The sequence below is a fragment of the Pseudonocardia thermophila genome (assembly GCF_900142365.1).
GTDB lineage: Bacteria > Actinomycetota > Actinomycetes > Mycobacteriales > Pseudonocardiaceae > Pseudonocardia > Pseudonocardia thermophila.
The window spans coordinates 1-22,179 of sequence record NZ_FRAP01000009.1 but is presented as its reverse complement, the minus strand read 5'-3'; the positions used below and the strand labels follow the sequence as shown (position 1 = coordinate 22,179).

The following is a 22,179-nucleotide window of genomic DNA, read 5'->3' as shown; positions in this document are numbered from 1 at the left end:
TGTGGGCGCCGTCAGGTGACGCGCGGGGGAGGGGGCGGGTTGTCCAGCTCCAGCCGCACCGCCACCGGTAGCGCCGGGAGCCCCAGCGCCTCCTTGGCCGGGGCGAGGACGCGAGTCTGCAACGCCTCCAGCACGTCGGCGACGTGGCTGTCGTCGGCCAGCCACAGCGTGACCCGCAGCGCGGGCGCCCGCGTGGTGCCCACGACCCGCGCACGGGCCTTGCCGACCCCGGGCAGCCCCAGCGCCTGCTCGGCAACCGCGTCGCCGATCGCGCTCGCCAGCACGACGATCTCGGTGTCGCCGCCGGCCTCGACCGGCAGGTCGGGGTGCGGTTCGGGACGCACCGCCCGGGCCGCCCACACCAGCCCGAGCACGGTCAGCACGATCCCGGACGCGATGGCGATCAGCCGCGCCGCCATCGGGTTGGCCGTCATCCAGTCGACGATCATCGGGTCGAGCACCGGTCGTGCGGCCCGGCCGACGCCGAAGACCCCGTTCGACAGCAGCACCACCGCGACCCCGGCGGCGATCAGCAGCAGTCCGACGACGACGGCCACCACCCGGTCGCCGACGTAGGAGCGGGCCACCGCGGCGCGGGAGCGCCTGCGCAGCGCCGGGTCGACCGGCACCCGCTTCGGCGGGTCGCCGCCGGGATCGAGCGTGTTCGCGGTCGGCTCGGAGGTCATCGCGGTCCCCTCAGCTCGGCCAGCCGCACGCGGACGCGGGGCCGCCGGGTCAGCGGCACGTCGTCCAGCAGCGCGGCGACGGTGCCCTCCACGGACGAGCGCAGCGCCGCCCCCACCTCGCCGTCCGGGTCGCCCCAGCCGGTCGCGGTGACGGTGATCCGTCCCTTCGAGGCCGTGACCGCCGCACTCGCCACGTCGTCGGACCGGCGCACCCGCTGCCCGACCAGCCGGGCCAGCACCCGCGGCGACATCGTCACCGTCATGTCGGCGCGGGGCGCGATCACCGTGATGTCGGAGCGGCGCGCGAAGAGCCCGAGCAGCACCAGCAGGAGCCCGACGACGGCGATCCCGAACCCGGTCCCCAGCACGGCCGGGTCGGCCCAGGTCGTCGCCTCCAGCGCGGACTTCCAGTCCGGCCACGGCACGAGCACCCCGGTGGCCTCGCCGGGCCGGGTCCAGCCGACGATCACCTCGATCGCCAGCAGCACACCCGCCGCGGCGAGGGCGAGGCCCAGCACCGGGGCGAGCAGCCGCAGCAGCACGCGCATCAGGTGTCTCCTCGGGTCGGGGTCACTGCAGGCGGGCGGGCGCGGGCCGGGCCGGGGCGCCGCGCAGCCCGGCCACGGTGACGGCGAACGAGCGGACCTTGTGGCCGGTGATGCGGACGAGCTCAGCGTCGACCGCCCGCCGCACCTCGGCCACCACGGAGCGGATGTCCGCCGGGTAGCGCAGCGTCACCTCCAGCCGCACGTCGACCGCTGTCGGATCGCCGTTGCCGGGCAGGACGCGGGCTCTGGCCCCCGACTCGCCGACGTCGATCCCGGCCACCCGCCGTTCCTGGCGCAGCGTGCCGGGCACCTGGTCGGCGGCGTACTCGACGACCTTGCGGAGCACGATCGGGTCGATGTCGAGCGCTCCGCGGTCGGCCGGATCGGGCAGCTCGGTCACCGGTCCCGACCGCGGCCCAGCAGGCCGGACAGGTCGACGTCGCCGTCGAGCACCCGGCCGACGACCAGCCCGACGATGCCCAAGAGCAGCGCGATGAGGAAACCGATCAGGCCCCCGGCAGCGGCGGCGACGCCGAGGGCGAGGCCGGCGAGGAGACCGGTCTGGGTGGCGTTCATGTCAGCAGCTCCTAGCGGACACGGGGTGGATCATTCGGTTCTGCGGGCGGCCCGCTGCTTGCGCACCGTACGGATCAGGGCGATCGCGACCCGCATGGGGAACGGGTGGTGCACCGGGGTGAACTCGACGGGGCGGTCGTAGCGGGGATCGTCTTCGGCGTCCGCCGCGGTGGCCGGTCCGCCGGGCCGGGACTCGGCGAACCGCGCCAGGCCCGCGACGAACTCGTCCGGGTCGCCGCCGCGGTCGGGATGGTGCTCGCGCACGAACGCGCGGAACTCCGCCCGCCAGCGGGCCTCCTCGCCCGGATCGTCCACGGCGCCACTCCCGGCATCGCTCACGGTGCCTCCCGCACGTCGGCCACGGTCACGTCGACCGGTCGGTCGCCGCACACTCCCGCCACGGCCGCGCGCACGTCGACGACGACGTCCGGGATCGGCCGGTCCAGCCCGACCACCAGGCCCACCTCGACCGGCTCGGAGGGCCGGCCGATCCGCACCCCGGCGAGCCGCCGGCCGGGCAGGTAGGTCAGCACATCGCCGTAGGCGCCGGGGTGCAGCGCGACGACCCCGGGCACCCGGATGACCGCGGCCGCCACGCGCTCGGCGAGCTCGGCCGGATCAGGTGCGGGGGATGCGGGGTCGGGCCCTGCCATCCGGGCTCACTCCACGCGGGCGCTGGCGACGGCGGGCGCGTCGTCCTGGCCGTCGACCTCGGGCAGGTGGATGTCGTTGACGGCGATGTTGACCTCGATGACCTCCAGGCCGGTCATCCGCTCGACGGCGGTGATCACGTTGCGGCGCACCGCCCGGGCCAGCTCGACGATCGACGCTCCGTACTCGACGACGATGTCCAGGTCGATCGCGGCCTGCTTCTCGCCGACCTCGACCGCGACGCCGGCGATGTTGGCCGCGCCGGTGCCGCCGCCGGGGATCCGCTCACGGATCGCGCCGAACGCGCGCGAGACCCCGCCGCCCATCGCGTACACGCCGGAGATCTCCCGCGCGGCGATGCCGGCGATCTTCTGCACCACCGAGGCCGCGATGGTGGTCTTGCCCTGCGCGGTGTCGTCGGCGAGCCGCGCCGGCGAGGACGCGGTCCCGGACGGCGTCGACACCGTGGGGGCCGCGCTCGCCTGGGGGGTTCCAGCACTCTCGGTCATGTCCGCTCACTTCCTCGTTCTCGAGTTCTGACGTGGGTGGGACGCGCATCCCCGGCGTCCCTCACTCCTTGTCACCCGTTCGGCGGATCAAGGCGACGATAGCGGAGCAGGAGCGTGCCGTCGTCGTCGCGAAGGACCCCGACCAGGTCGAGTGTGCGCGTCGTGGCCGGGCCCCGCGCGATGCGGCCCGCGGTGCCGCTGGTCGCCAGCGGGGCGACCGTCAGGCACAGCTCGTCGACGGCCCCGGCGGCGAGGAAGTCGCCGAACAGCGCCGGGCCGCCCTCCAGGAGCACCCGGTGCAGCCCGCGCCGCCCCAGCTCGCCCAGCAGGCACTGAGGGGTCAGCTCAGGCAGCAGCACGACGTCGCCCCCCGCGGCGGCGATCGCGGCCCGCCGCTCCTGCGGCGCGGCCGCGGTGGTCAGCACGATCGGCGGCACCACCGTGTCGGTGAACAGCCGCGACGCGGGATCGAGGTGCGCACTCGCGGTGACGACGGCGATCGGTGGGGGGTGCTCCCGGCCCGGCCCGGTGCGGCGCGCGCCTCCGTAGCCCTCGGTGCGCACGGTGCCCGCGCCGACCAGCACGACGTCGCACAACTCCCGCAGCAGCGCGAAGACCGTGTTGTCGGCGGGGGTGTGCAGCCCACCGGACCGGCCGTCGACCGCCACCGCGCCGTCGACCGAGGCGATGAAGTTCGCCCGCACGTAGGGTGCCGCGAGCTCCTCGGGGTAGGCGTAGGCGGCGGCCAGGTCGAGTCCGGTCGACGGACCGGGCGGCCACAACGCGATCACGGCCCCATCCCATCACGGTCCGCGGTGGCGTGGTTGCAGGCAGGGCCGGACCGATGCCGGAACGTGGGCCAGATCGTATGGGATCGTAGGCGAGGCTCACCTATGGTGAGGTCCGCGGAGGTGAGCGATCGGAGGACGGGATGACCAGTGGCGCGCCGCCGGCGGCCGCGGTCGTGCGGTCCGCTCCGCGGCCCCCGGTGCCGACCAGCATGCGGCGGCGCCGCCTCGTGGCCCTGGCCGGGCTGCTCGTGCTGCTGGTGGGCTGCTGCTTCGCCAGCGTCGCGGTCGGGGCGAAGGAGATCGGCATCGGTGACGTGTGGCGGGCGTTCGTCGCCTACACCGGCACCGAGAACGACATCGTGATCCGATCGCTGCGGGTGCCGCGCACGATCGTGGGCGTGCTGGCCGGGGCCGCGCTCGGGCTGGCCGGCGCGCTGATCCAGGGGCACACCCGCAACCCGCTCGCCGACCCCGGTCTGCTCGGCGTCAACGCCGGGGCCGCGCTTGTCGTGGTGATCGGCATCTACGTCTTCGGCGTCACCAGCCTGCTCGGGTACGTGTGGTTCGCGTTCGCCGGTGCGTTCGCGGCGGCCGTGGCGGTGTTCGTGCTCGGGTCCATGGGCCGCGGCGGGCCCACTCCGGTGACGCTCGCGCTGGCCGGAGCCGCGGTCACCGCCATGCTCGGCGCGTTCACGTCCGCGATCGTCCTGGTCGACGTCCAGACGCTCGACGCGTACCGGTTCTGGGCCGTCGGCGCGCTCGCCGGGCGGGACGCGGCGGTGGCCGCCCAGGTGGCGCCGTTCATCGGCGCCGGCACGCTCATCGCGTTCGCGAGCGCTCCGGCGCTCAACGCGCTGGCGCTGGGCGACGACGTAGCCACCTCGCTCGGGCACGACGTGCGCCGCACCCGGTTCGTCGGGGTCGTCGCGATCACCCTGCTCGCCGGGGCCGCCACCGCTGCCTGCGGACCCATCGCGTTCGTCGGGCTGGTGGTGCCGCACGTGGCCCGATCGTTCACCGGCCCCGACTTCCGCTGGCTGCTGCCGGTGTCGGCGCTGCTCGGCGCGGTCCTGCTGCTCGTCGCCGACGTCGTCGGCCGCGTCGTCGTGCGTCCGGCCGAGCTGCAGGTGGGCATCGTGCTGGCGCTCGTCGGCGGCCCGTTCTTCGTGTGGCTGGTGCGGCGGCGGAAGATGGTGCAGGTCTGATGGCGCTCGCGGTGTCGCTCCCGCCGGCCCGGGTCCCGGGCCGGCGCGCGCTGCGGATCGGGCCGGTCTCGCTCGTCTGGCGGCCCCGCGTGGCGCTCGTCGGCCTCGCCGGGGTCGCCGTGCTCGTGCTCGGGCTCGCGCTCAACGTCGGCATCGGCGAGGTCCGGATCTCCGTGCCGGACGTGCTGATCACCCTGCTCGGCGGGGGTGATCCCGGGCAGCGGTTCATCGTCGTCGGGCTGCGGCTGCCCCGCTCGCTCACCGGCGCCCTGGTGGGGGCCGCGCTGGCTGGGGCTGGCGCGATCACCCAGGCGATCGTACGGAACCCGCTGGCCAGCCCCGACGTCATCGGGTTCACCGCGGGCGCCAGCGCCGCCGCGGTGTTCGTGATCGTGCTCGGCGCCGGGTTCGGCTCGGTCGGGTTCACGGCGAGCGTGGTCGGGCTGCCGCTCGCGGCGCTGATCGGCGGGCTGCTGTCGGCGTTCGCGATCTACGCGCTGGCCTGGCGCAAGGGTGTGCAGGGCTTCCGGCTGGTCCTGGTCGGGATCGGCATCAACGCCATGCTCATCGCGGTCGTCGAGTGGTTGCTCGTCATCGCGCAGGTCACCGACGCCGCCCGCGCCTACACCTGGATCAACGGCAGCCTCAACGGCCGCGGCTGGGAGCACGTCGTCCCGGTGGCGGTGGCGCTCGCGGTGCTCGTGCCGGCGGCGCTCGTGCTCGCGCACGTCCTCGGCGCGCTGCAGCTGTCCGACGACAGCGCCCGCGGCCTGGGCATCCCCGTCGACAAGGCGCGCACCCTGCTGCTGCTCACCGCGGTCGGGCTGTGCTCGGTGGCCACCGCGTCGGCCGGGCCGCTGGCGTTCGTGGCGCTGGTGGCGCCGCAGATCGCGCAGCGCGCCGTCGGGGCCGCCCGTCCACCGATCACGATCTCGCTGATCTTCGGCGCGGCGCTCACCGTGATCGCCGATCTGCTGGCCCGCACCGCGTTCGGCGCCGAGCTGCCCGTCGGCATCGTCACGGCGGTCATCGGCGCGCCCTACCTGCTCTACCTGATCGCCCGCCAGGGACGGAGAACCCGCGCATGACGCTCGACCCCACGGTGCGGCCGGACGTGACGACGCAGGACACGGTGCGACTGCGCGCCGAGGGCGTCCGCCTCGGCTACGGCGACCGGCTCGTCGTCGACGGCCTCGATCTCGACGTCGTCGAGGGCACGGTCACCGCTGTGATCGGGCCCAACGGCTGCGGCAAGTCGACGCTGCTGCGTGCGCTGGGCCGCCTGCTGCGGCCCCGAGGCGGCCAGGTGCTGCTCGACGGCCGGCGCATCGACTCGGTGCCCACCAAGGAGGTGGCGAAGGTGCTCGGGCTGCTGCCGCAGAGCCCGTCCGCCCCCGAGGGGCTCACCGTCGCCGACCTGGTGGCCCGCGGCCGGCACCCGCACCAGGCCTGGTACCGGCAGTGGTCGGCCGACGACGAGGCCGCGGTGCTGCAGGCCATCGAGTGGACCGGCATCGCCGACCTGGCCGACCGGCCCGTCGACGAGCTGTCCGGTGGTCAGCGGCAGCGGGCGTGGATCTCCATGGCGCTCGCCCAGGGCACCGACCTGCTGCTGCTCGACGAACCCACCACGTTCCTCGACCTCGCCCACCAGGTGGAGGTCCTGGAGCTGGTGGCGCGGCTGAACGTCGAGTTCGGCCGCACCGTCGTGATGGTGCTGCACGACCTCAACCTGGCCGCCCGCTACGCCGAGCGGCTGGTCACGATGAAGGACGGGCGCATCGTCGCGCAAGGCGCGCCTGCCGAGGTCATGACCGAGGAGATGCTCGCCGACGTGTTCGGCCTCGCCGCCCGGGTGATCCCGGACCCGGTCGCGGGCACCCCGCTCGTCGTCCCGATCGGGTCCAGGGTGACCTGACGCGACCCGCGGTCGTGCCCGATCCGGGTGCGGGACGGCCGCTGCCCGTGCCGGCGGGCCGCGCACCCGGATAGTCTTCGCCGGCCGGATCCCGACCGGCGCCATGAGAGGGTGGCTGGGAGGTGGCCAGCATGGGAGACACGGTGCTCGAGCACGACGGGCCGTTCACCGAGCGCGACTACCTCGCGCTCGCGCCCCGCGACGGGCACGTCGAGCTGGTCGAGGGCACGCTGCTCGTCGGTCCGGTGAACAGCGCTGAGCACGGCACCGCGGTCGCGGCCGTGCGCGCAGCGCTGGAGAAGGCGCTGCCCGAGGGGCTGCGGGTGGTGGAGACCACGCCGCTGCGGCTCGGGCACGACTGCGTGCTGGTGCCCGATCTCGTGATCGCCCGAGACGTTCCAGTGGAGCGCGCGGAGTCGGCGGAGTCATCGGAGTCCTCGGGCGGCGAGCCGGCCTCCGAGGAGCCCGCGCAGGTGGAGACCGGGCCGGAGGTGCTGGACTGCGCCGACGTCCTGATCGTCGTCGACGTCGTGGACCGCACGCACGGCATCACCCAGCGCTCGTTCAAGCCGCAGCTCTACGCGCGCAGCCGCATCCCCTACGCGGTGCTCGTCGACTCCGCGGCGCCGGAGGCCGCGGCCAGCATGCTGATCAGCGGCCGCTACCACGAGTTCGCCCGGGCCGGGGCGGGGGAGCGGCTGGTGCTCGAGGAGCCGTTCCGCGTCGAGATCGATCTCACCTCCCTCTCCGGACAGGGTGATCAGTAGGCTCCGCCGGCATGAAGAAGTCGGTGCGCGAGACGTTCCGCGTGGGTGCCGACGCGGACCTCTCCGCGATCGACTCGAAGGGCAGGCCGATCGGGCCGCGGGACAAGGCGGCGGCCGCCGAGGCCGTGCGTGACCTCGGGATGCGCCTCGACGCGCTCCAGGAGGCGCTCACCGCGGAGGCGTCCGGCGGGGGACCGCGGTCGGTGCTGCTGGTGCTGCAGGGCATGGACACCGCGGGCAAGGGCGGCGTCGTCCGCCACGTCGCCGGCCTGGTGAACCCGCAGGGGCTCGCGATCGCGTCGTTCAAGGAGCCCACAGCGGAGGAGCTCGCCCGCGACTTCCTGTGGCGCATCCGCGAGCGCGTGCCGCGGCCCGGCCAGATCGGCGTGTTCGACCGCTCGCACTACGAGGACGTGCTGGTCGCCCGCGTCGACCGGCTCGTGCCGGAGGAGGTGTGGCGGGCCCGCTACGACGCGATCAACGCGTTCGAGGCCGAGCTGGACAGCCAAGGCGTGACGATCGTCAAGTGCATGCTGCACATCTCGCCGGAGAAGCAGGCCGAGCGGCTGCTCGAACGCCTCGACGACCCGGCGAAGCGCTGGAAGTACAACCCGCACGACGTCGACACCCGGCTCAAGTGGCCGCAGTACATGCAGGCCTACACCGACGCGCTGCGCTTCTGCAGCACCGACGCCGCGCCCTGGTACGTCATCCCGTCGGACCGCAAGTGGTACCGCAACTGGGCCGTCGCTGCGCTGCTGGCCGAGACGCTCACGGCGATGGGGCCGCGGTTCCCGGAGCCGGACTTCGACCTGGAGGCGGAGAAGGCACGGGTCAAGGCCGCGGTGGTCTAAGGGGTCAGTGCACCGCCGGGTGCGGGTCTCGACCGGCCGTGCGCAGGAACCGGTCCCGCCACGACACGTCGTCCGGCATCGGCAGCGGCTCCCCGGCGAACCAGCCCTCCGCCAGCCACCGACCGGCATCGGGCGCGGTCTGCTCCCACATCGCCCTGGCCAGGCTCTCCGGGAAGGGGCAGGCCCGCGAGCCGAGCCACATCGCCACGTCGTGGGCGAGCCAGCAGCGCAGCACGTCGAGCTGCCAGAGGTACTCCTCGGTCGTGCGGTCGCCGCCCGGGACGTGCACGATCGCCGCACCGTCGACGACCTTGCCGACCGCGGAGCACGCGACCGCGCAGGCGCGCAGCAGGGACTCCTGCGGGTCGGGCCCCAGCGGGTCCGTCGCGGGCTCCGGGACGGCGTTCGCCCCGGCGAGCACATCGGGCAGGGCGAGCTGCTCGCGGACGTGGTCGACGACGGCCTGGCGCATCGTGCGCCGCCGCGCCGCCGGATGCCCGGGGACGGCGACCGTGGGCGGCAGCATGATCCGCCAGTCGTCCCCGCGGATGCGGCCGAGCACCTCGACCAGCATCTCCTCGGCCTCCACGAACAGCTCCGCCGCCCGGATCATCGCGCCTCCTCGCCCGGTCGCGGTGAGCGTGGCACGTGGCGGGCGCGCCTGACGTGTCGCTTTGAGACGGATCCGGATCAAGCAGGGATGATCAAGCGCAGGATCTCCCAGGCCACGGCGCCGCTCAGCGCGGCAGCGGGCAGCGTCAGCACCCACGCGACGGCGATCTGCCCGCCGACGCCCCACCGCACCGCCGACAGCCGCTTCGTGGCCCCGACCCCGAGGATCGACGAGGTGATCGTCTGGGTGGTGGAGATCGGCGCGGCGAACGCGAACGCCGTCGTGTAGAGCACCGCGGAGGCCGTGAGTTCGGCGGCGAACCCGCGCGGCGGGTCCAGGTCGATGATCCGCCTGCCCAGTGTGCGCATGATCCGCCAGCCGCCGGAGTAGGTACCCAGCGACAGCGCTCCGGCGGAGATCACGACGACCCACCACGGGATCTCGAAGCCCTCGTGGTAGCCGCCGACCACCAGCGCCAGCACGATCACGCCCATCGTCTTCTGGGCGTCCTGCAGGCCGTGCCCGAGCGCCATGGCCGCGGCGGACGCGGTCTGGGCGATGCGGAACCCCCGCGACAGCGGGGTCGGCCGCGCGCGCCGGAACAGCCACAGGATGACCAGCATCAGCAGCCCGGCCAGCACGAACCCGACGACGGGGGAGAGGATCATCGGGATCACGACCTTGTCGACGACCCCGTTCCACTGCACCGTACCCGCCGAGGCGAGCGCGGCGCCCACGAGGCCGCCGATCAGGGCGTGCGAGGACGACGACGGCAGCCCCAGCCACCAGGTGATGATGTTCCAGGTGATCGCGCCGACGAGCGCGGCCAGCACCACGGTGAGCCCCGACACCCCGCTGGGCGCCGCGATGATGCCGCTGCCGACGGTGGAGGCGACCTCGGTGCCGAGGAATGCCCCGATGAGGTTCATCACGGCCGCCATGATCAGCGCCGTGCGCGGGGCGAGCGCTCGCGTGGCCACCGAGGTGGCGATGGCGTTCGCGGCGTCGTGGAAGCCGTTGGTGTAGTCGAACACCAGCGCGACGACGATCACCAGGATGATCGCGAACAGCTCCACGGGTCAGCTTTCCTTGACCGCGATGCTCTCGACGGTGTTGGCCACCGTCTCGAAGGCATCGGCGGCGTTCTCCAGGATCTCGACGATCTCCTTGTGCTTGAGCACGGTGAGCACGTCGAGCGGGGTCGTACCCTCCGCAGGCGCGAGCAGGTCGCCGAGCAGGTCGCGGTAGAGGGCGTCGGCCTCGTCCTCGAGGGAGTTGACGTGGATCCAGTACTCCCGCAGCTTGGCCATCTTCTCGAGCTTCGGCATGGCCTCCGCGGTGGCCGCCGCCGCGCGCTGCAGTACCCCCACCTGCTGGGCGACGCCCTTGGGCAGCGCGTCGATCCGGTAGAGCACGATCCGGTCGGCCGCCTCCTCCATCTCGTCGAGCACGTCGTCGAGGGAGGAGGCCAACCGGTAGATGTCCTCGCGGTCGAACGGGGTCACGAAGGTCCGGTTGAGCTTGACCATGATCTCGTGGGTGACCTCGTCACCCGTGTGCTCGGCGTCCTTGACCCGGGCCGCCAGTTCGGCCCGCGCGGCGGGCTCGGCCGCGACCAGCTCGGCCAGGAGGTCCGCCGCGGCGGCGATGTTCTCGGCTGCTCTGGTGAAGAGCGGATAGAAGCCGCGTTCATGTGGCGTCAACCGGAAGGCCATGCGGCCTTCATACCTGGTCGGCCCATCAGCGGTCCTATCCACCCACCAGAGAGCGACCGATGATCTCCTTCATGATTTCGTTGGTGCCCCCGTAGATGGACTGGACGCGGGCGTCCAGGAACGCCTTGGCGATGGGGTACTCCAGCATGTAGCCGTAGCCGCCGTGCAGCTGCACACAGCGGTCGACGACCCGCTTGAGCGTGTCCGACGCCCACCACTTGGCCTTCGCCGCGTCCTCGGCGGAGAGCCGGCCCTGGACGTGCTCGAGGATGCAGCGGTCGACGAACGCCCGTGTGACGGATGCCTCGGTGGCCATCTCGGCCAGCTCGAACCGGGTGTTCTGGAACGCCGCGATCGGCTTGCCGAAGGCCGTGCGCTGCGTGGTGTAGTCGAGTGTGATCTTCAGCGCCTGCTCGATCCCGGCGGCCGCGGCGACGGCGATCGACAACCGCTCCTGCGGCAGGTTCTCCATCAGGTAGAAGAAGCCCTTGCCCACCTCGCCGAGCACGTTCTCGGCCGGCACGCGCACGTCGGTGAACGACAGCTCGGCGGTGTCCTGGGCCCTGAGCCCCACCTTCTTCAGCCGCCTGCCGCGCTCGAAGCCGGGCATGCCGCGCTCCACGACGAGCAGGCTGAAGCCGCGGGCGCCCGCGTCCGGGTCGGTGCGGGCGACGACGATCACCAGGTCGGACAGGATGCCGTTGGTGATGAACGTCTTGGCGCCGTTGAGGACCCAGTCGGAGCCGTCCCGCCGGGCGATCGTCTGGATGCCCTGCAGGTCGGAGCCGGTGCCCGGCTCGGTCATCGCGATCGCGGTGATGATCTCGCCGGAGCAGAAGCCGGGCAGCCAGCGCTCCTTCTGCTCCTCGGTGCCCAGGCGCAGCAGGTAGGGGGCGACGACGTCGTTCTGCAGCGGGAAGCCGGGCCCGGTGATGCCCGCCGCCACCAGCTCCTCGTTGAGCACGACGTTGTAGCGGAAGTCCGCGACGCCGCCACCGCCGTACTGCTCGGGCACGTCGGTGCCCAGCAGCCCGGCCCTGCCCGCCGCGCGCCACACGTCCCGGCTGACCTGGCCCTCTTCCTCCCACCGCTCGTGGTGGGGGAGGACCTCCTTGGCGATGAACGTGCGGGCGAGATCGCGGAAGGCCTCGTGCTCGGCGTCGAAGATGGTCCGCTCCATGGCGGCGAGTCTCACACGGGGCCGTCGCCCGCGGAAGACTTACCGTCACGATTGATTGTTTCTCTGTGGGCCGAGCGGTGTAACGTAGTGGTCACCTGGAGCGACCCAATAGCACACAGCCCCGTGGCATCGGTTTCGGGGGTCGGGGCTGTGCGCCGGTCCACGTGAGGAACGGGTGCGGGCCTGCTGGGGAGCGAGGCCCGGACTCAACCGTGGACGGCCCGGCACCTCGCGGGCTGGGGAGCGACGCGAGGTGCCGGCTTCCTCGGCGTGATCTCGGTGGCGTGATCTCGGCGCGATCGCGCCCTACGTCGACCGCGGTGGTCGCCTTCGTGAGGTGTTCGGTCGGGTGCGGCTCGACGACTGCGGTGCTCGGGGCGCGAGTTCGGGGTCGTGGGTCGGGAGTCAGCGTGCGGGTGTGGACCTGATCGCCGCGGCCTCGAACGTGGTGCGCAAGGTCCGCGGCGGGGTCGCCGATCTGCGGCGCATGCCGCGCGACCCGATCGCCGACCGCGACGGCGACGCACCGGGGCAGAGCCGGTCCGTGCTCCACCGCTACCGGCCGATCGAGGGCGTCGAACCGCTGGACGCACCGCCGGTGCTGCTCGTCCCGCCGCTGGGCGCCCCCGACTTCGCCTACGACCTGCGCCGCGGCTGCTCGCTCGTCGAGCACCTGCTCGGCGCCGGGCGCGCGGTGTACCTCGTCGACTACGGCGGGCTGACGTTCGCCGACCGGCGGCGCGGCATCGAGAGCTGGGTCGACGGGGTCGTGCCGTGGGCGGTGCGGGAGACCGCCCGTGACTCCGCCGAGCGCGGCGGCGCGGGCGAGGTCCACCTGATCGGGTGGTCCTTGGGCGGCATCTTCTGCCTGCTCGCGCTCGCCGCCGCCCGCAGCGCTGGCGCCCCGCTGCCGGTGCGCGCCCTCGTCGAGATCGCGAGCCCCGTCGACATCGCGGCGGTGCCGCTGGTGGCGCCCGTGCGGCCGGTCGCGGCGGTCACCGGCGGCCGCGTCGTCTCCGCGGTCTACCGGGCGATCGGGTCGTTCCCCTCGCCGATCGTGAGCGCGGCCTTCCGGGTGGTCGCGTTCGACAAGGTCGTCACCAAGCCGCTCACGCAGCTCTCGCTCATCGACGACGCCGACGGCCTGGCCCAGATCGAGGCCGTCGAGCACCTGATGAACCACATGCACGCCTACCCGGGCCGGGTGTTCGGCCAGATCTACCACCTGCTGCTGCGCAACAACGACCTCGCCGACGGCCGGCTGGCGCTCGCCGGGCGCACCATCACGCTCGCCGCGATCGCCGAGCCGGTCCTGGTGATCGCCGGCACCGAGGACGTGATCGCGCCGCTCAAGGCGGTGCAGAAGGTCGTCGAGCTGCTCACCGCCAGCCCCGACGTCCGCTTCACCACCGCCCCCGGTGGCCATCTCGGCGTCCTCACCGGTCGCCGCGCCCGCACCACGACCTGGCCCGCGATCGACGCCTTCCTCACCGAGCACGGCTGAACGTCGCTCGCGTGACGGCCGGATGTCCCACCCGGACATAAGGGGCGACCTGGGGGAATGCCCTGTGCAGGGCCCGATCCGCGGACTAGCGTCGGCAATCATGACCCTGACCGACCTGCCGGCCGCGCGGCTGGTGCCGCGCGCCGCCCACGACGCAGCCGTCGCCGAGCTGCAGCGTCAGTACCGGGCCGTGCCGCCCGGTACACCGGTGCGACTGGGCAAGCCGACGTCGAACCTGTTCCGGTTCTCCTCCGCCGCCGGCGCCCGCCTGATCGACGTCTCCGCCCTCACCGGCGTGCTCGACGTCGACCCGGTCGCGGGCACGGCCGAGGTCCAGGGCATGGCCACCTACGAGACGATCGTCGCGGCCACGCTCGCGCGCGGGGTGATGCCGCTCGTCGTCCCGCAGCTCAAGACGATCACCCTGGGCGGCGCGGTCACCGGGCTGGGCATCGAGTCCACCTCGTTCCGGCACGGGCTGCCGCACGAGTCGGTCCGCGAGATGGACGTGCTCACCCCGGCGGGCGAGCTGGTCACCGTCACCCGCGACGGCGAGCACGCCGACCTGTTCCGCGGCTTCCCCAACTCCTACGGCACCCTCGGCTACGCCCTGCGGATCGTCATCGACGTGATGCCGGTGCAGCCGTACGTGGCGCTGGAGCACCGGCGGATCGGCTCCGGTGAGCTGTCCGCGGCGATCAGCGAGGTCTGCGCCGACCCGGCCACCGACTTCGTCGACGGCACGGTGTTCGGCCCCGACGAGAACTACCTCACGATCGGCCGGTTCACCACCGATCCCGGGCCGGGGACCAGCGACTACACCGGCCAGCGGATCTTCTACACGTCGATCCGCGAGCGCACCCACGACGTGCTCACCGTGCACGACTACATCTGGCGCTGGGACACCGACTGGTTCTGGTGCTCGCGCGCGTTCGGCGTCCAGCATCCGCTCGTGCGCCGGTTCTGGCCGCGCCGCTACCGCCGCTCCGACGTCTACCGCCGCCTCGTCGCCCTCGACCGCCGCTACGGGTTCACCGCGAAGGCGCACCGGGTCCTCGGCAAGCCGCAGGACGAGCTGGTGATCCAGGACGTCGAGATCCCCGTTGCCCGGCTGCGCGAGTTCCTCGACACGTTCCACGCCGACATCGGCATCCGCCCGGTCTGGCTGTGCCCGCTCGCCCTGCGCGACGATCGCCCGTGGCCGCTGTACCCGCTCACGCCCGGCGAGCTGTACGTCAACGTCGGGTTCTGGTCGGCCGTGCCGCAGGCGCCCGGCGATCCCGAGGCGCACAACCGCCGCGTCGAGGAGCTGGTGGCGCAGCTGGGCGGGCACAAGTCGCTCTACTCGACCGTGCACTACGACGAGCAGGAGTTCTGGGAGCACTACAACGGACCCGCTTACCGGGCCCTCAAGGACCGGTACGACCCGGGTGGTCGCGCGCCGGATCTCTACGCAAAGGTCAGGAGGTAGTGACGATGCTGGTCGCCGACATCATCTCCGATGTCATCGGACCGGACCTGCCGGTGCGGGTCGTCGCCTACGACGGCAGCAAGGTCGGCCCCGACAGCTCCGAGGTCACCCTGCGGGTCATCAGCCCGAGCGCGCTCGCCCGGCTCGCCACGGCACCGGCCACGCTCGGCCTCGCCCGCGCGTACGTCTCCGGCGAGATCGAGGTCGACGGCGAGATGTACCAGCTGCTCGACGCGATGGCCGACCTGACGATCAACGGGCTGACCCGTGCCCAGCAGATCGATCTGGCGCGCAAGATGCTGCCGATCTGGGCCAAGCACCGCCGCCCGATCCCCGACCTGGAGTACCGGCCCAAGGGGCGGTTGCACTCGCTGCGGCGCGATCACCGGGCCATCTCCCATCACTACGACGTCTCCAACCGGTTCTACGAGTGGGTCCTCGGCCCGTCGATGACCTACACGTGCGCGGTGTTCCCGACCGCGGACGCGACGCTGGAGGAGGCGCAGGCGGCCAAGCACGAGCTGGTCGTGCAGAAGCTCGGGCTGAAGTCCGGGATGCGGTTGCTCGACGTCGGCTGCGGCTGGGGCGGGATGGTCATGCACGCCGCCAAGGAGCACGGCGTGAAGGCGCTGGGCGTGACCCTGTCGAAGAACCAGGCCGACTGGGCGCAGCAGAAGATCGAGGAGCTGGGGCTGTCGAAGCTCGCCGAGGTGCGCCACCTCGACTACCGGCAGACCCCCGAATCGCAGTTCGACGCGATCAGCTCCATCGGCCTGACCGAGCACATCGGCCGCGACCAGCTCAGCCGGTACTTCTCGTCGCTGCACGCGCGGCTGCGACCGGGCGGGCGGCTGCTCAACCACTGCATCACCCAGCCCCGCACGCCGCGGCGGAAGAAGGTCGACCCGTTCATCGGACGCTACGTGTTCCCGGACGGTCAGCTGGAGCCGATCGGCCTGCTCATCAGCGAGATGAACGACGCCGGCTTCGAGATCCGCCACGAGGAGAACCTGCGCGAGCACTACGCGCTGACCCTCAAGGCCTGGTGCGAGAACCTCGAGGAGCACTGGGACGAGGCCGTGGCCGAGGTCGGGCTGGGCCGGGCGAAGGTGTGGCGGCTGTACATGGCCGCGTCGCGGGTCGGGTTCGAGCGCGACAACATCCAGCTCCACCAGGTGCTCGGGGTGAAGCTCGCGGCGCAGGGCGGGTCCGGGTTCCCCCTGCGGGGGTGGTGAGGAGGAGGATCTCTCGAGTGCCCGACCGGCTCTCGCCCCTCGACGCCTCGTTCTTGTTCGCCGAGGACCGCACGACCGCCATGCACATCGGCGGTGTGATGACGTTCGAGCAGCCCGCCGGCGGGCCGTTCGACGTCGGTGCGTTCACCGACTTGATCGAGCAGCGGCTGCACCTGGTACCGCGGTACCGGCAGAAGGTGCGCATGGTGCCTGGCGGGCTCGGGCTGCCGGTGTGGGTCGATGATCCCGACTTCGACATCCACTACCACGTGCGGCACTCGGCGCTGCCCGCGCCGGGCACCGACGCGGTGCTGCGGGAACTGGTCGGCAGGCTGCTGGTGCGCCACCTCGACCGCAGCCGCCCGCTGTGGGAGGTCAACATCGTCGAGGGGCTGACCGGCGGCCGGTTCGCCGTGGTCACCAAGACCCACCACGCGATGGTCGACGGCCTCGCGTCGATGGACATCGGCGCGGCGCTGCTCGACCTGACCCCGGCGCCCCGGCCCACCCCGGCCCCGCCGTGGCGCCCGGAGCCGGAGCCGAGCGCGCTGGCGCTCGCCGCCGGGGCCGCCGTCGACCTGCTGCGGCGGCCGTGGAGCGCGATCGAACGGGCCGGTGAGGCGGCCGCGCGGGTCGTCACCGACGCCCGGTCCACCGCGGACTCGGTGGCCCGCACGGTCGGGGGCGTCCTGTCCACCGGCCGGCGTGCAGCGTCCGCCCGGCCCGTCGGTGCGCTCAACGCCGCCACCGGCCAGCAGCGCCGCTACGGCACCCTGCGCACGACGCTCGCCGATCACCGGAAGGTGCGCAAGGCGCACGGCGGCACCGTCAACGACGTCATCCTCGCCGTCGTCACCGGCGGACTGCGCCGGCTCTTGATCCGGCGCGGGGAACCGCTGACCGAATCGACGCAGGTGCGCGCCATGGTGCCGGTGAGCGTGCGGGCCCGGGCCCGCGAGACCGGCACGATCGGGCCGGCGGGCAACAGCATCTCCGCCTACCTCGTCGATCTCCCGGTCGCGGTGACCGACCCGGTCGAGCGCCTGGGGATCCTCAGCGCCGCGATGGAGGAGCACAAGCGCGGCGGGCAGGCGGTCGGCGCGGCGACGCTGATGGGGCTGGTCGGGCTCGCCCCGCCGGTGCTGCACAGCCTCGGCGTGCGCATGGCTAGCCGGTACTCGGACAACTTCTACAACGTCCTGGTCACCAACGTGCCCGGACCGCCCCGCCCGCTCTACGCCATGGGCGCGCGGATGCTGGAGATGTACCCGGTGGTGCCGCTGGGCGGCCGGCAGGCGGTGGCCGTCGGGATCACCTCCTACGACGGGCACGTGCACTACGGGCTCACCGCCGACCGCGACGCGATGCCCGACGTCGACGAGGTCGCCGACGACCTCGCGGAGTCGCTGGCCGAGCTGGTGGAGCGCTCCGACTGACGGTTCGGCCGGGTGCGCCCCGCCGCGTCGAGAACGAGGTTGTGACGGGTTGAATCGTTTCGAGATCGCGCCAACGTCGTTCTCGACGCAGCCTGGTCGGTCCGGTCAGGCCGTTGCGAGCACCGTCCGGGCGGCCGCGCCGGCCTGCCGGCCGTACCCGGCGCCGAACAGCACGGCGTGCACCAGCAGCGGGAAGAGCTGGTGCAGCGGCACCCGCTCGCGCCAGCCGTCGGCGAGCGGGGTCGTCTCGTGGTAGGCGCGCAGCACCGCGTCGAGGTAGGGGAAACCGAACAGGGCGAGCATCGCGAGATCGGTCTCCCGGTGGCCGCCGTGCGCGGCCGGGTCGATCAGCGTGCCGCCCTCCGCGGTCCACAGGACGTTGCCCGACCAGAGATCGCCGTGCAGTCGGGCGGGCGGTTCGGGCGGGCCGGCGAGCTCGGCGATGCGCTCGCACACCTGCTCGACGGCCGCGGTGTCAGCCGCGCCGATGCTGCCGGCGTCACGGGCGGCGCGCAGGTAGGGCAGCACCCGGTCGCGCACGTACCACTGCGGCCACGCGGGGGCTGGTTCGTTGCGCATCGGGGCGCGCCCGATCGTCGCCTCCGCCGGCCCGCCCGGCGGGGGAGCGCCGAACGCCGGGGCCCCGGCGGCGTGCAGGTAGGCCAGCTGGCGGCCGAAGCGCTCGGCAGCGGCGGGATCGGCGCCGACCTCGTCGAGCCGGGCCAGCACCAGCCGGTCGGGATGCACCTCGAGGACCGGCACCACCGGTGGCCCGCCGGGGACGACCAGCCACGCCAGGCCGGCTGCCTCGGCGCGCACGTCCCCGTGCTTCACGACCACGCGGTCGGCGGACATCGTCACACCTGCGAGCGCACGTGCTCGAGCAGGCCGGGCACCGCGGCCTTGATCATCGCCAGGACGTCGGCGAACCCGTCCGGGCCGCCGTAGTACGGGTCCGGCACGTCCCCGTCGTTCTGCCCGGGCTCGAACGAGCGCAGCAGCCGCACCCGCTCCGGCTCGGGGACCCGCTGCTGCAGCGCGCGGCGGTGCCCGTTGTCGAGGGCGACGATCAGGTCGGCTCCCAGCGCCTCGGCGTCGACCTGCTGGGCGACGTGGTCGGTGGGGTAGCCCTCCGCAGCGAGGATGGCGGCGGCCCGCTCGTCCATGGGCTCCCCGACGTGCCAGGCGCCGGTGCCGGCGCTCGTCACCCGCACCTTCTCGGCCAGCCCGGCCTCCTCCAGCGCCGCGGCGAACACCTTCTCGGCCATGGGGGAGCGGCAGATGTTGCCGGAACAGACGAACACGACATGCACGTCGGCCACCGTAGGCCGTCCGGACGCGGTGCATCCGGCCGTGGCGGGGTGGCCCCGGTCACTGCCGGGGTCCACCCGCTGCGCCGAGAACGACGTTGTGGCGAAAATCGAATCGATTCAGTCCGCAGCATCGTCGTTCTCGACGAGACCACCCGGTCCGGCCTCCACCCGGGTGAGCTCCTCCTCCACCCGGGTGAGCTCCTCCTCGGCCCGGGGCGTGGTCCCCGGCACCGGACGCGGCGCACCACCGCCGAGCGCCCTCGACGGTGGCGCGTGCCCGGGCCCGGTCGCCAACGGGACGCGCGCCATCCGGGCGGCCTCGATCGCGAGGCGGGTCTTCCCGACCCGGCCGACCCGGCCAGCCCGACGAGCGTGACGAGGGGATGCTCCGCGATCGCGGTGATCAGCTCCGCCAGCTCGGCCGCCCGGCCGAGCAGCGGCCCGCCCGGTACCGGGACGGGGAGCGGATCGAGCCGCGGTCCTGCCGCAGCACCTGCGATCGAGCTAGCCCGTCAGCTCGGCACACTCCCCGAATCCGAACAGCAGCGCATCGCCGCGGCAGGTCCGCCGTACCGACTGCGATCGAGCACTCAGTCCGCGGCGTCCGGACGTGCTGTCCGGCGCATCTCCGCGTCCACCCCCGAGCAGGCCGCCAAGTCCATCAGGGCGCTGTTCAGCCCTGAGGAGCTCGCTGAGCTGATCCGTCTGCTCACCTCCCCACAAGACTGACGTCCGGGGCCTGGGGTCCGGAATCCGACCCCCAGGCCCCGCTGCGCTGGGGCGATGAGCGGCGTTTACGCGAGCTCCTGAGTCGTCCCGTCAACACAAGTGGCTCACCTACCGTTCGGCAAGCGGACACAGGGACCGACGGGACGGATGGAAACGGCAGGAGCGACCAGAGCAGCGGCATCCGCACGACCTCCTGCACGCACGACCAGGTGTGGGCGGCGTGCAACGGCGTTGCCGACCACGTTCGCTTACCGATCTGGGTCATGCAGGTGACCGGCAGACTCGCTCGTCTGCCTTCAGTGCGCGGTGAGACTGGATGCAGATCGCCGCAGCCGACGGACCCCTCAATCTTGGGAGCCGCAGGCGCGCGCCGAGACGGCCAGCGACATGCCCTCGCCGGCGTGGTCGTCGACCGCCGCCAAGGGTGAGAGCAGTGGACACATGCGAGCTCGCACTGCGGGTCACACCGTGGTCCGCCGACGACAATCACGACCTCGACGCACACTGAGAAGATCTTCATCATCAGATGAATTAGCGCCGGCGTTGCCTCGCCGCGAGCACCGTGGAGCAGCCCCAGCGGCGGTTGGCAAGCGCATGCGCGTGCGACGTGGAGGCCCCAGCTCCAGGCCGCGAGGCGATCGTTCCTCGCTGACCTATCTGCCCGTGCGCCACAACGCCACCCCGCATCCGGGGGGCGTGGTGTGGCCCGGCATCGGTGCTGATGGCTCCCGCGAAGTCCTCGACATGGACTGTCTGCGACAGCAGGGACGAAGCCTCTGGCGCGCCGTCCTCACCCCGGGTTCAGGCAGCGGGACCTGCACGACGTGCCGGTCGTCTCCGGTCGGTGTCTCGGGCTGGTCAACGCGGCTCGCGATGCTTGAGCATCGTCGGTCAGCGATGTGTCCAGAGCGGGCGGGCGAGGAGTACAGATGCGTGGTCGGCGCGGACGGTTCTGCGCGGGTTCGTGTGAGCGGCCTATCGGTCAAAGCGCATGAGATCGAGAGCGAAGCTCACGTATTGCTCGGCGACCTGCTCGGGGCTGAGAGGGCCGTCGGAGCGCCACCAGGTCGGTAGCGCTGTGCACATGGTGACGGCGGCGCGGGCGGCCTCATGGGGGTGGTCGGTGCGGAAGCGGCCCTGACGGACGGCTGCTTCGACCTCGTGGTCGACCATGCGTTGCTGGATGGTGCGCAGCTGTGCGATCTTGCGCCGGTTGCCGGCGTCGAAGCTGCGCATCTCGCTTGCGCCGACGAAGCCGAGCTCGCGCCGGTGGGTGTGGAACAGGGCGAGGTGCTCGATGAGCAGGCTGAACCGTTCGACCGGGTCGCGTCCCTCGTTCCTGGCGGCGCGTGCGCGGGCGAGCAACTCGGTCATGGTGAGGTCGAGGATGGTGAGCAGCATCTGCTGCTTGCTGGTGTAGTAGTGGTAGATCCCGGAGACGGACAGGCCGCACCGCGCAGCGATTCCTCGCACTGTTGCACCGTGGTAGCCGATCTCGAGGATCTCGTCGAGTGCGGCGCGTAGAACAGGGTCGAAGTTGAGGGGCTCGTAGTGGCGCCAGTGCGTGATCTCCGGTACCGCTGGCGTCTTCTCGGCCCGCGGTGCCGGGCGTGGCTCTTCGGCTTGCCGCACTGAGGGCAGCGATCCGGGCTCCACGACGATGTCGAGGATCTCCTGCACGGTCAGGCCGAGGGCGTCGGCGATGAGTGCCAGCCGGCTGACGCTGAGGCCGGTCTGTCCGTTCTCGATCTGACTCAGCGTCGCCGCGCTCACCCCGATCGCGTGGGCAAGAAGGCGCTGGGTGAAGCCCTTCGTCCGCCGGGCGGCCCGCACCTGAGCGCCGAGGGATTCGTCGGCCGATCCTGCCTTGTCAGTCGTCGTCATGGCACCGCTCCCGCGTCGGACTTTAGGAATTCTAAACTTAGCCGATCGGCTCTCCCTCTTTGAGAGGTATTGACTCCCAGGCAGATCCTCTGCCACGTTCTAAACATTGAACCGTGCGATCGCTCGGACGCTGAGCGTTGGTTCACCGTGTGGGAGACGACGGGAGGAGACGACGATGTCCGACGCCCCGGCGATGCGCGAGCTGCTCGGTGACGACGCGCCGACCAACTGGGGTAGGTGGGGCCCCGACGACGAGCTGGGTTGCCTGAACTACCTCGACGCGAAGGAAGTGCTGCGCGGGGCGCAGCACATCCGCAGCGGGGAGGTGTTCACGCTGCAGATCCAGATGGGTCGTACCGATGGGCCGGGGGATCCGTTGTGGCCCGGCCGGACGGGCATGGAGCGGCAGAACATCCTCGATGAGGGCAGTTGGGACGGCGGCGATGCGCCCCAGTTCCCGGGTGGGCTGCACTACGCCGACGACACCGCGAAGCTCTTTCTGCAGGGTTCCACGCAGTACGACGCGCTCGGCCACGTCTGGTACGACGGCAAGCTCTGGAACGGCTACGACGCCCGCACCACGGTCGGTGGGAT

The 22,179-nt window shown here is 72.5% G+C and carries 24 protein-coding genes and 1 pseudogene; 10 read left to right on the top strand and 15 right to left on the bottom strand.

What is annotated here, in order from left to right; genetic code table 11:
• Nucleotides 1-11: 11 nt before the first annotated feature.
• The 8 genes from amaP to BUE41_RS13020 all read right to left on the bottom strand — a co-directional run bounded on the left by amaP (nt 12) and on the right by BUE41_RS13020 (nt 3,761).
• Entirely contained in the window at nt 12-686 is a 675-nt protein-coding gene (amaP, locus tag BUE41_RS13055; protein WP_234997223.1) for an alkaline shock response membrane anchor protein AmaP, read from the bottom strand.
• A complete protein-coding gene (locus BUE41_RS13050) occupies nt 683-1,234 on the bottom strand; it encodes a DUF6286 domain-containing protein (RefSeq protein ID WP_073457354.1) in 552 nt (183 codons plus the stop codon). The genes amaP and BUE41_RS13050 overlap by 4 nt, the downstream gene beginning before the upstream one ends.
• 22 nt (nt 1,235-1,256) lie before the next feature.
• Nucleotides 1,257-1,634 (bottom strand): Asp23/Gls24 family envelope stress response protein, encoded by a 378-nt coding sequence (locus tag BUE41_RS13045; protein ID WP_073457353.1) that lies wholly within the window; start codon nt 1,632-1,634, stop codon nt 1,257-1,259.
• Entirely contained in the window at nt 1,631-1,810 is a 180-nt protein-coding gene (locus BUE41_RS13040; protein WP_073457352.1) for a hypothetical protein, read from the bottom strand. The genes BUE41_RS13045 and BUE41_RS13040 overlap by 4 nt, the downstream gene beginning before the upstream one ends.
• Nucleotides 1,811-1,840: 30 nt before the next feature.
• Entirely contained in the window at nt 1,841-2,125 is a 285-nt protein-coding gene (locus tag BUE41_RS31290; RefSeq protein ID WP_073457351.1) for a hypothetical protein, read from the bottom strand.
• Between the two features lie 20 nt (nt 2,126-2,145).
• On the bottom strand, nt 2,146-2,463 hold the full coding sequence (locus BUE41_RS13030; RefSeq protein WP_073457350.1) for a hypothetical protein: 318 nt from the start codon (nt 2,461-2,463) through the stop codon (nt 2,146-2,148).
• 6 nt (nt 2,464-2,469) lie between these two features.
• Nucleotides 2,470-2,970: an Asp23/Gls24 family envelope stress response protein gene (locus BUE41_RS13025; protein ID WP_073457349.1), complete on the bottom strand. Its 501-nt coding sequence runs from the start codon at nt 2,968-2,970 to the stop codon at nt 2,470-2,472.
• A gap of 71 nt (nt 2,971-3,041) precedes the next feature.
• Nucleotides 3,042-3,761, bottom strand: coding sequence for a pyrimidine reductase family protein (locus BUE41_RS13020; RefSeq protein ID WP_073457348.1), 720 nt, complete (start codon nt 3,759-3,761; stop codon nt 3,042-3,044).
• Between the two features lie 140 nt (nt 3,762-3,901).
• Between BUE41_RS13020 and BUE41_RS13015 the strand changes: the two genes are divergently transcribed.
• From BUE41_RS13015 to BUE41_RS12995, 5 genes are all read left to right on the top strand, one after another.
• Complete coding sequence (locus tag BUE41_RS13015) at nt 3,902-4,966, top strand: FecCD family ABC transporter permease (RefSeq protein ID WP_084754889.1); 1,065 nt, start codon at nt 3,902-3,904, stop codon at nt 4,964-4,966.
• Nucleotides 4,966-6,054 carry a FecCD family ABC transporter permease gene (locus tag BUE41_RS13010; RefSeq protein ID WP_073457347.1) on the top strand — a complete coding sequence of 363 codons (1,089 nt, stop codon included), beginning with the start codon at nt 4,966-4,968 and terminating at the stop codon, nt 6,052-6,054. The genes BUE41_RS13015 and BUE41_RS13010 overlap by 1 nt, the downstream gene beginning before the upstream one ends.
• Nucleotides 6,051-6,884, top strand: a complete 834-nt coding sequence (locus tag BUE41_RS13005; RefSeq protein ID WP_073457346.1) for an ABC transporter ATP-binding protein — start codon at nt 6,051-6,053, stop codon at nt 6,882-6,884. Before BUE41_RS13010 ends, BUE41_RS13005 begins: the two co-directional genes overlap by 4 nt.
• A gap of 131 nt (nt 6,885-7,015) precedes the next feature.
• Nucleotides 7,016-7,651 carry a Uma2 family endonuclease gene (locus BUE41_RS13000; protein WP_073457345.1) on the top strand — a complete coding sequence of 212 codons (636 nt, stop codon included), beginning with the start codon at nt 7,016-7,018 and terminating at the stop codon, nt 7,649-7,651.
• A gap of 11 nt (nt 7,652-7,662) precedes the next feature.
• Nucleotides 7,663-8,505 (top strand): PPK2 family polyphosphate kinase, encoded by an 843-nt coding sequence (locus tag BUE41_RS12995; RefSeq protein ID WP_073457344.1) that lies wholly within the window; start codon nt 7,663-7,665, stop codon nt 8,503-8,505.
• Between the two features lie 4 nt (nt 8,506-8,509).
• Here the strand turns inward: BUE41_RS12995 and BUE41_RS12990 are convergent, their stop codons facing one another.
• The 4 genes from BUE41_RS12990 to BUE41_RS12975 all read right to left on the bottom strand — a co-directional run bounded on the left by BUE41_RS12990 (nt 8,510) and on the right by BUE41_RS12975 (nt 12,013).
• The gene (locus BUE41_RS12990; RefSeq protein ID WP_073457343.1) at nt 8,510-9,118 is read right to left on the bottom strand and encodes a hypothetical protein; all 609 of its coding nucleotides are present in this window, start codon (nt 9,116-9,118) and stop codon (nt 8,510-8,512) included.
• Nucleotides 9,119-9,195: 77 nt separating this feature from the next.
• Nucleotides 9,196-10,194: an inorganic phosphate transporter gene (locus BUE41_RS12985; RefSeq protein WP_073457342.1), complete on the bottom strand. Its 999-nt coding sequence runs from the start codon at nt 10,192-10,194 to the stop codon at nt 9,196-9,198.
• A 3-nt stretch (nt 10,195-10,197) separates the two neighbouring features.
• The gene (locus BUE41_RS12980; protein WP_073457341.1) at nt 10,198-10,833 is read right to left on the bottom strand and encodes a DUF47 domain-containing protein; all 636 of its coding nucleotides are present in this window, start codon (nt 10,831-10,833) and stop codon (nt 10,198-10,200) included.
• A 34-nt stretch (nt 10,834-10,867) separates the two neighbouring features.
• Nucleotides 10,868-12,013 (bottom strand): acyl-CoA dehydrogenase family protein, encoded by a 1,146-nt coding sequence (locus BUE41_RS12975; RefSeq protein ID WP_073457340.1) that lies wholly within the window; start codon nt 12,011-12,013, stop codon nt 10,868-10,870.
• Nucleotides 12,014-12,431: 418 nt separating this feature from the next.
• Between BUE41_RS12975 and BUE41_RS12970 the strand changes: the two genes are divergently transcribed.
• The 4 genes from BUE41_RS12970 (at nt 12,432) to BUE41_RS12955 (ending at nt 17,659) form a co-directional block, all read left to right on the top strand.
• Nucleotides 12,432-13,517 (top strand): alpha/beta fold hydrolase, encoded by a 1,086-nt coding sequence (locus tag BUE41_RS12970; RefSeq protein ID WP_073457339.1) that lies wholly within the window; start codon nt 12,432-12,434, stop codon nt 13,515-13,517.
• Nucleotides 13,518-13,617: 100 nt separating this feature from the next.
• Entirely contained in the window at nt 13,618-14,988 is a 1,371-nt protein-coding gene (locus tag BUE41_RS12965) for an FAD-binding oxidoreductase (protein ID WP_073457338.1), read from the top strand.
• Between the two features lie 5 nt (nt 14,989-14,993).
• Complete coding sequence (locus BUE41_RS12960) at nt 14,994-16,223, top strand: class I SAM-dependent methyltransferase (protein WP_073457494.1); 1,230 nt, start codon at nt 14,994-14,996, stop codon at nt 16,221-16,223.
• A 17-nt stretch (nt 16,224-16,240) separates the two neighbouring features.
• A complete protein-coding gene (locus tag BUE41_RS12955) occupies nt 16,241-17,659 on the top strand; it encodes a WS/DGAT/MGAT family O-acyltransferase (protein ID WP_073457337.1) in 1,419 nt (472 codons plus the stop codon).
• Nucleotides 17,660-17,764: 105 nt separating this feature from the next.
• Here the strand turns inward: BUE41_RS12955 and BUE41_RS31285 are convergent, their stop codons facing one another.
• The 3 genes from BUE41_RS31285 to BUE41_RS12935 form a co-directional block, all read right to left on the bottom strand.
• Nucleotides 17,765-18,514: a fructosamine kinase family protein gene (locus tag BUE41_RS31285; protein WP_200803880.1), complete on the bottom strand. Its 750-nt coding sequence runs from the start codon at nt 18,512-18,514 to the stop codon at nt 17,765-17,767.
• 2 nt (nt 18,515-18,516) lie between these two features.
• Nucleotides 18,517-18,927 carry a low molecular weight protein-tyrosine-phosphatase gene (locus BUE41_RS31280; protein WP_407691665.1) on the bottom strand — a complete coding sequence of 137 codons (411 nt, stop codon included), beginning with the start codon at nt 18,925-18,927 and terminating at the stop codon, nt 18,517-18,519.
• A gap of 1,749 nt (nt 18,928-20,676) precedes the next feature.
• Nucleotides 20,677-21,585, bottom strand: a complete 909-nt coding sequence (locus BUE41_RS12935) for a TetR-type transcription factor C-terminal domain-containing protein (protein WP_073457335.1) — start codon at nt 21,583-21,585, stop codon at nt 20,677-20,679.
• 175 nt (nt 21,586-21,760) lie between these two features.
• On the opposite strand from BUE41_RS12935, the pseudogene BUE41_RS12930 reads away from it, so the two are divergent.
• Nucleotides 21,761-22,179 (top strand): annotated as a pseudogene (locus tag BUE41_RS12930) (cyclase family protein); the annotation flags it as partial.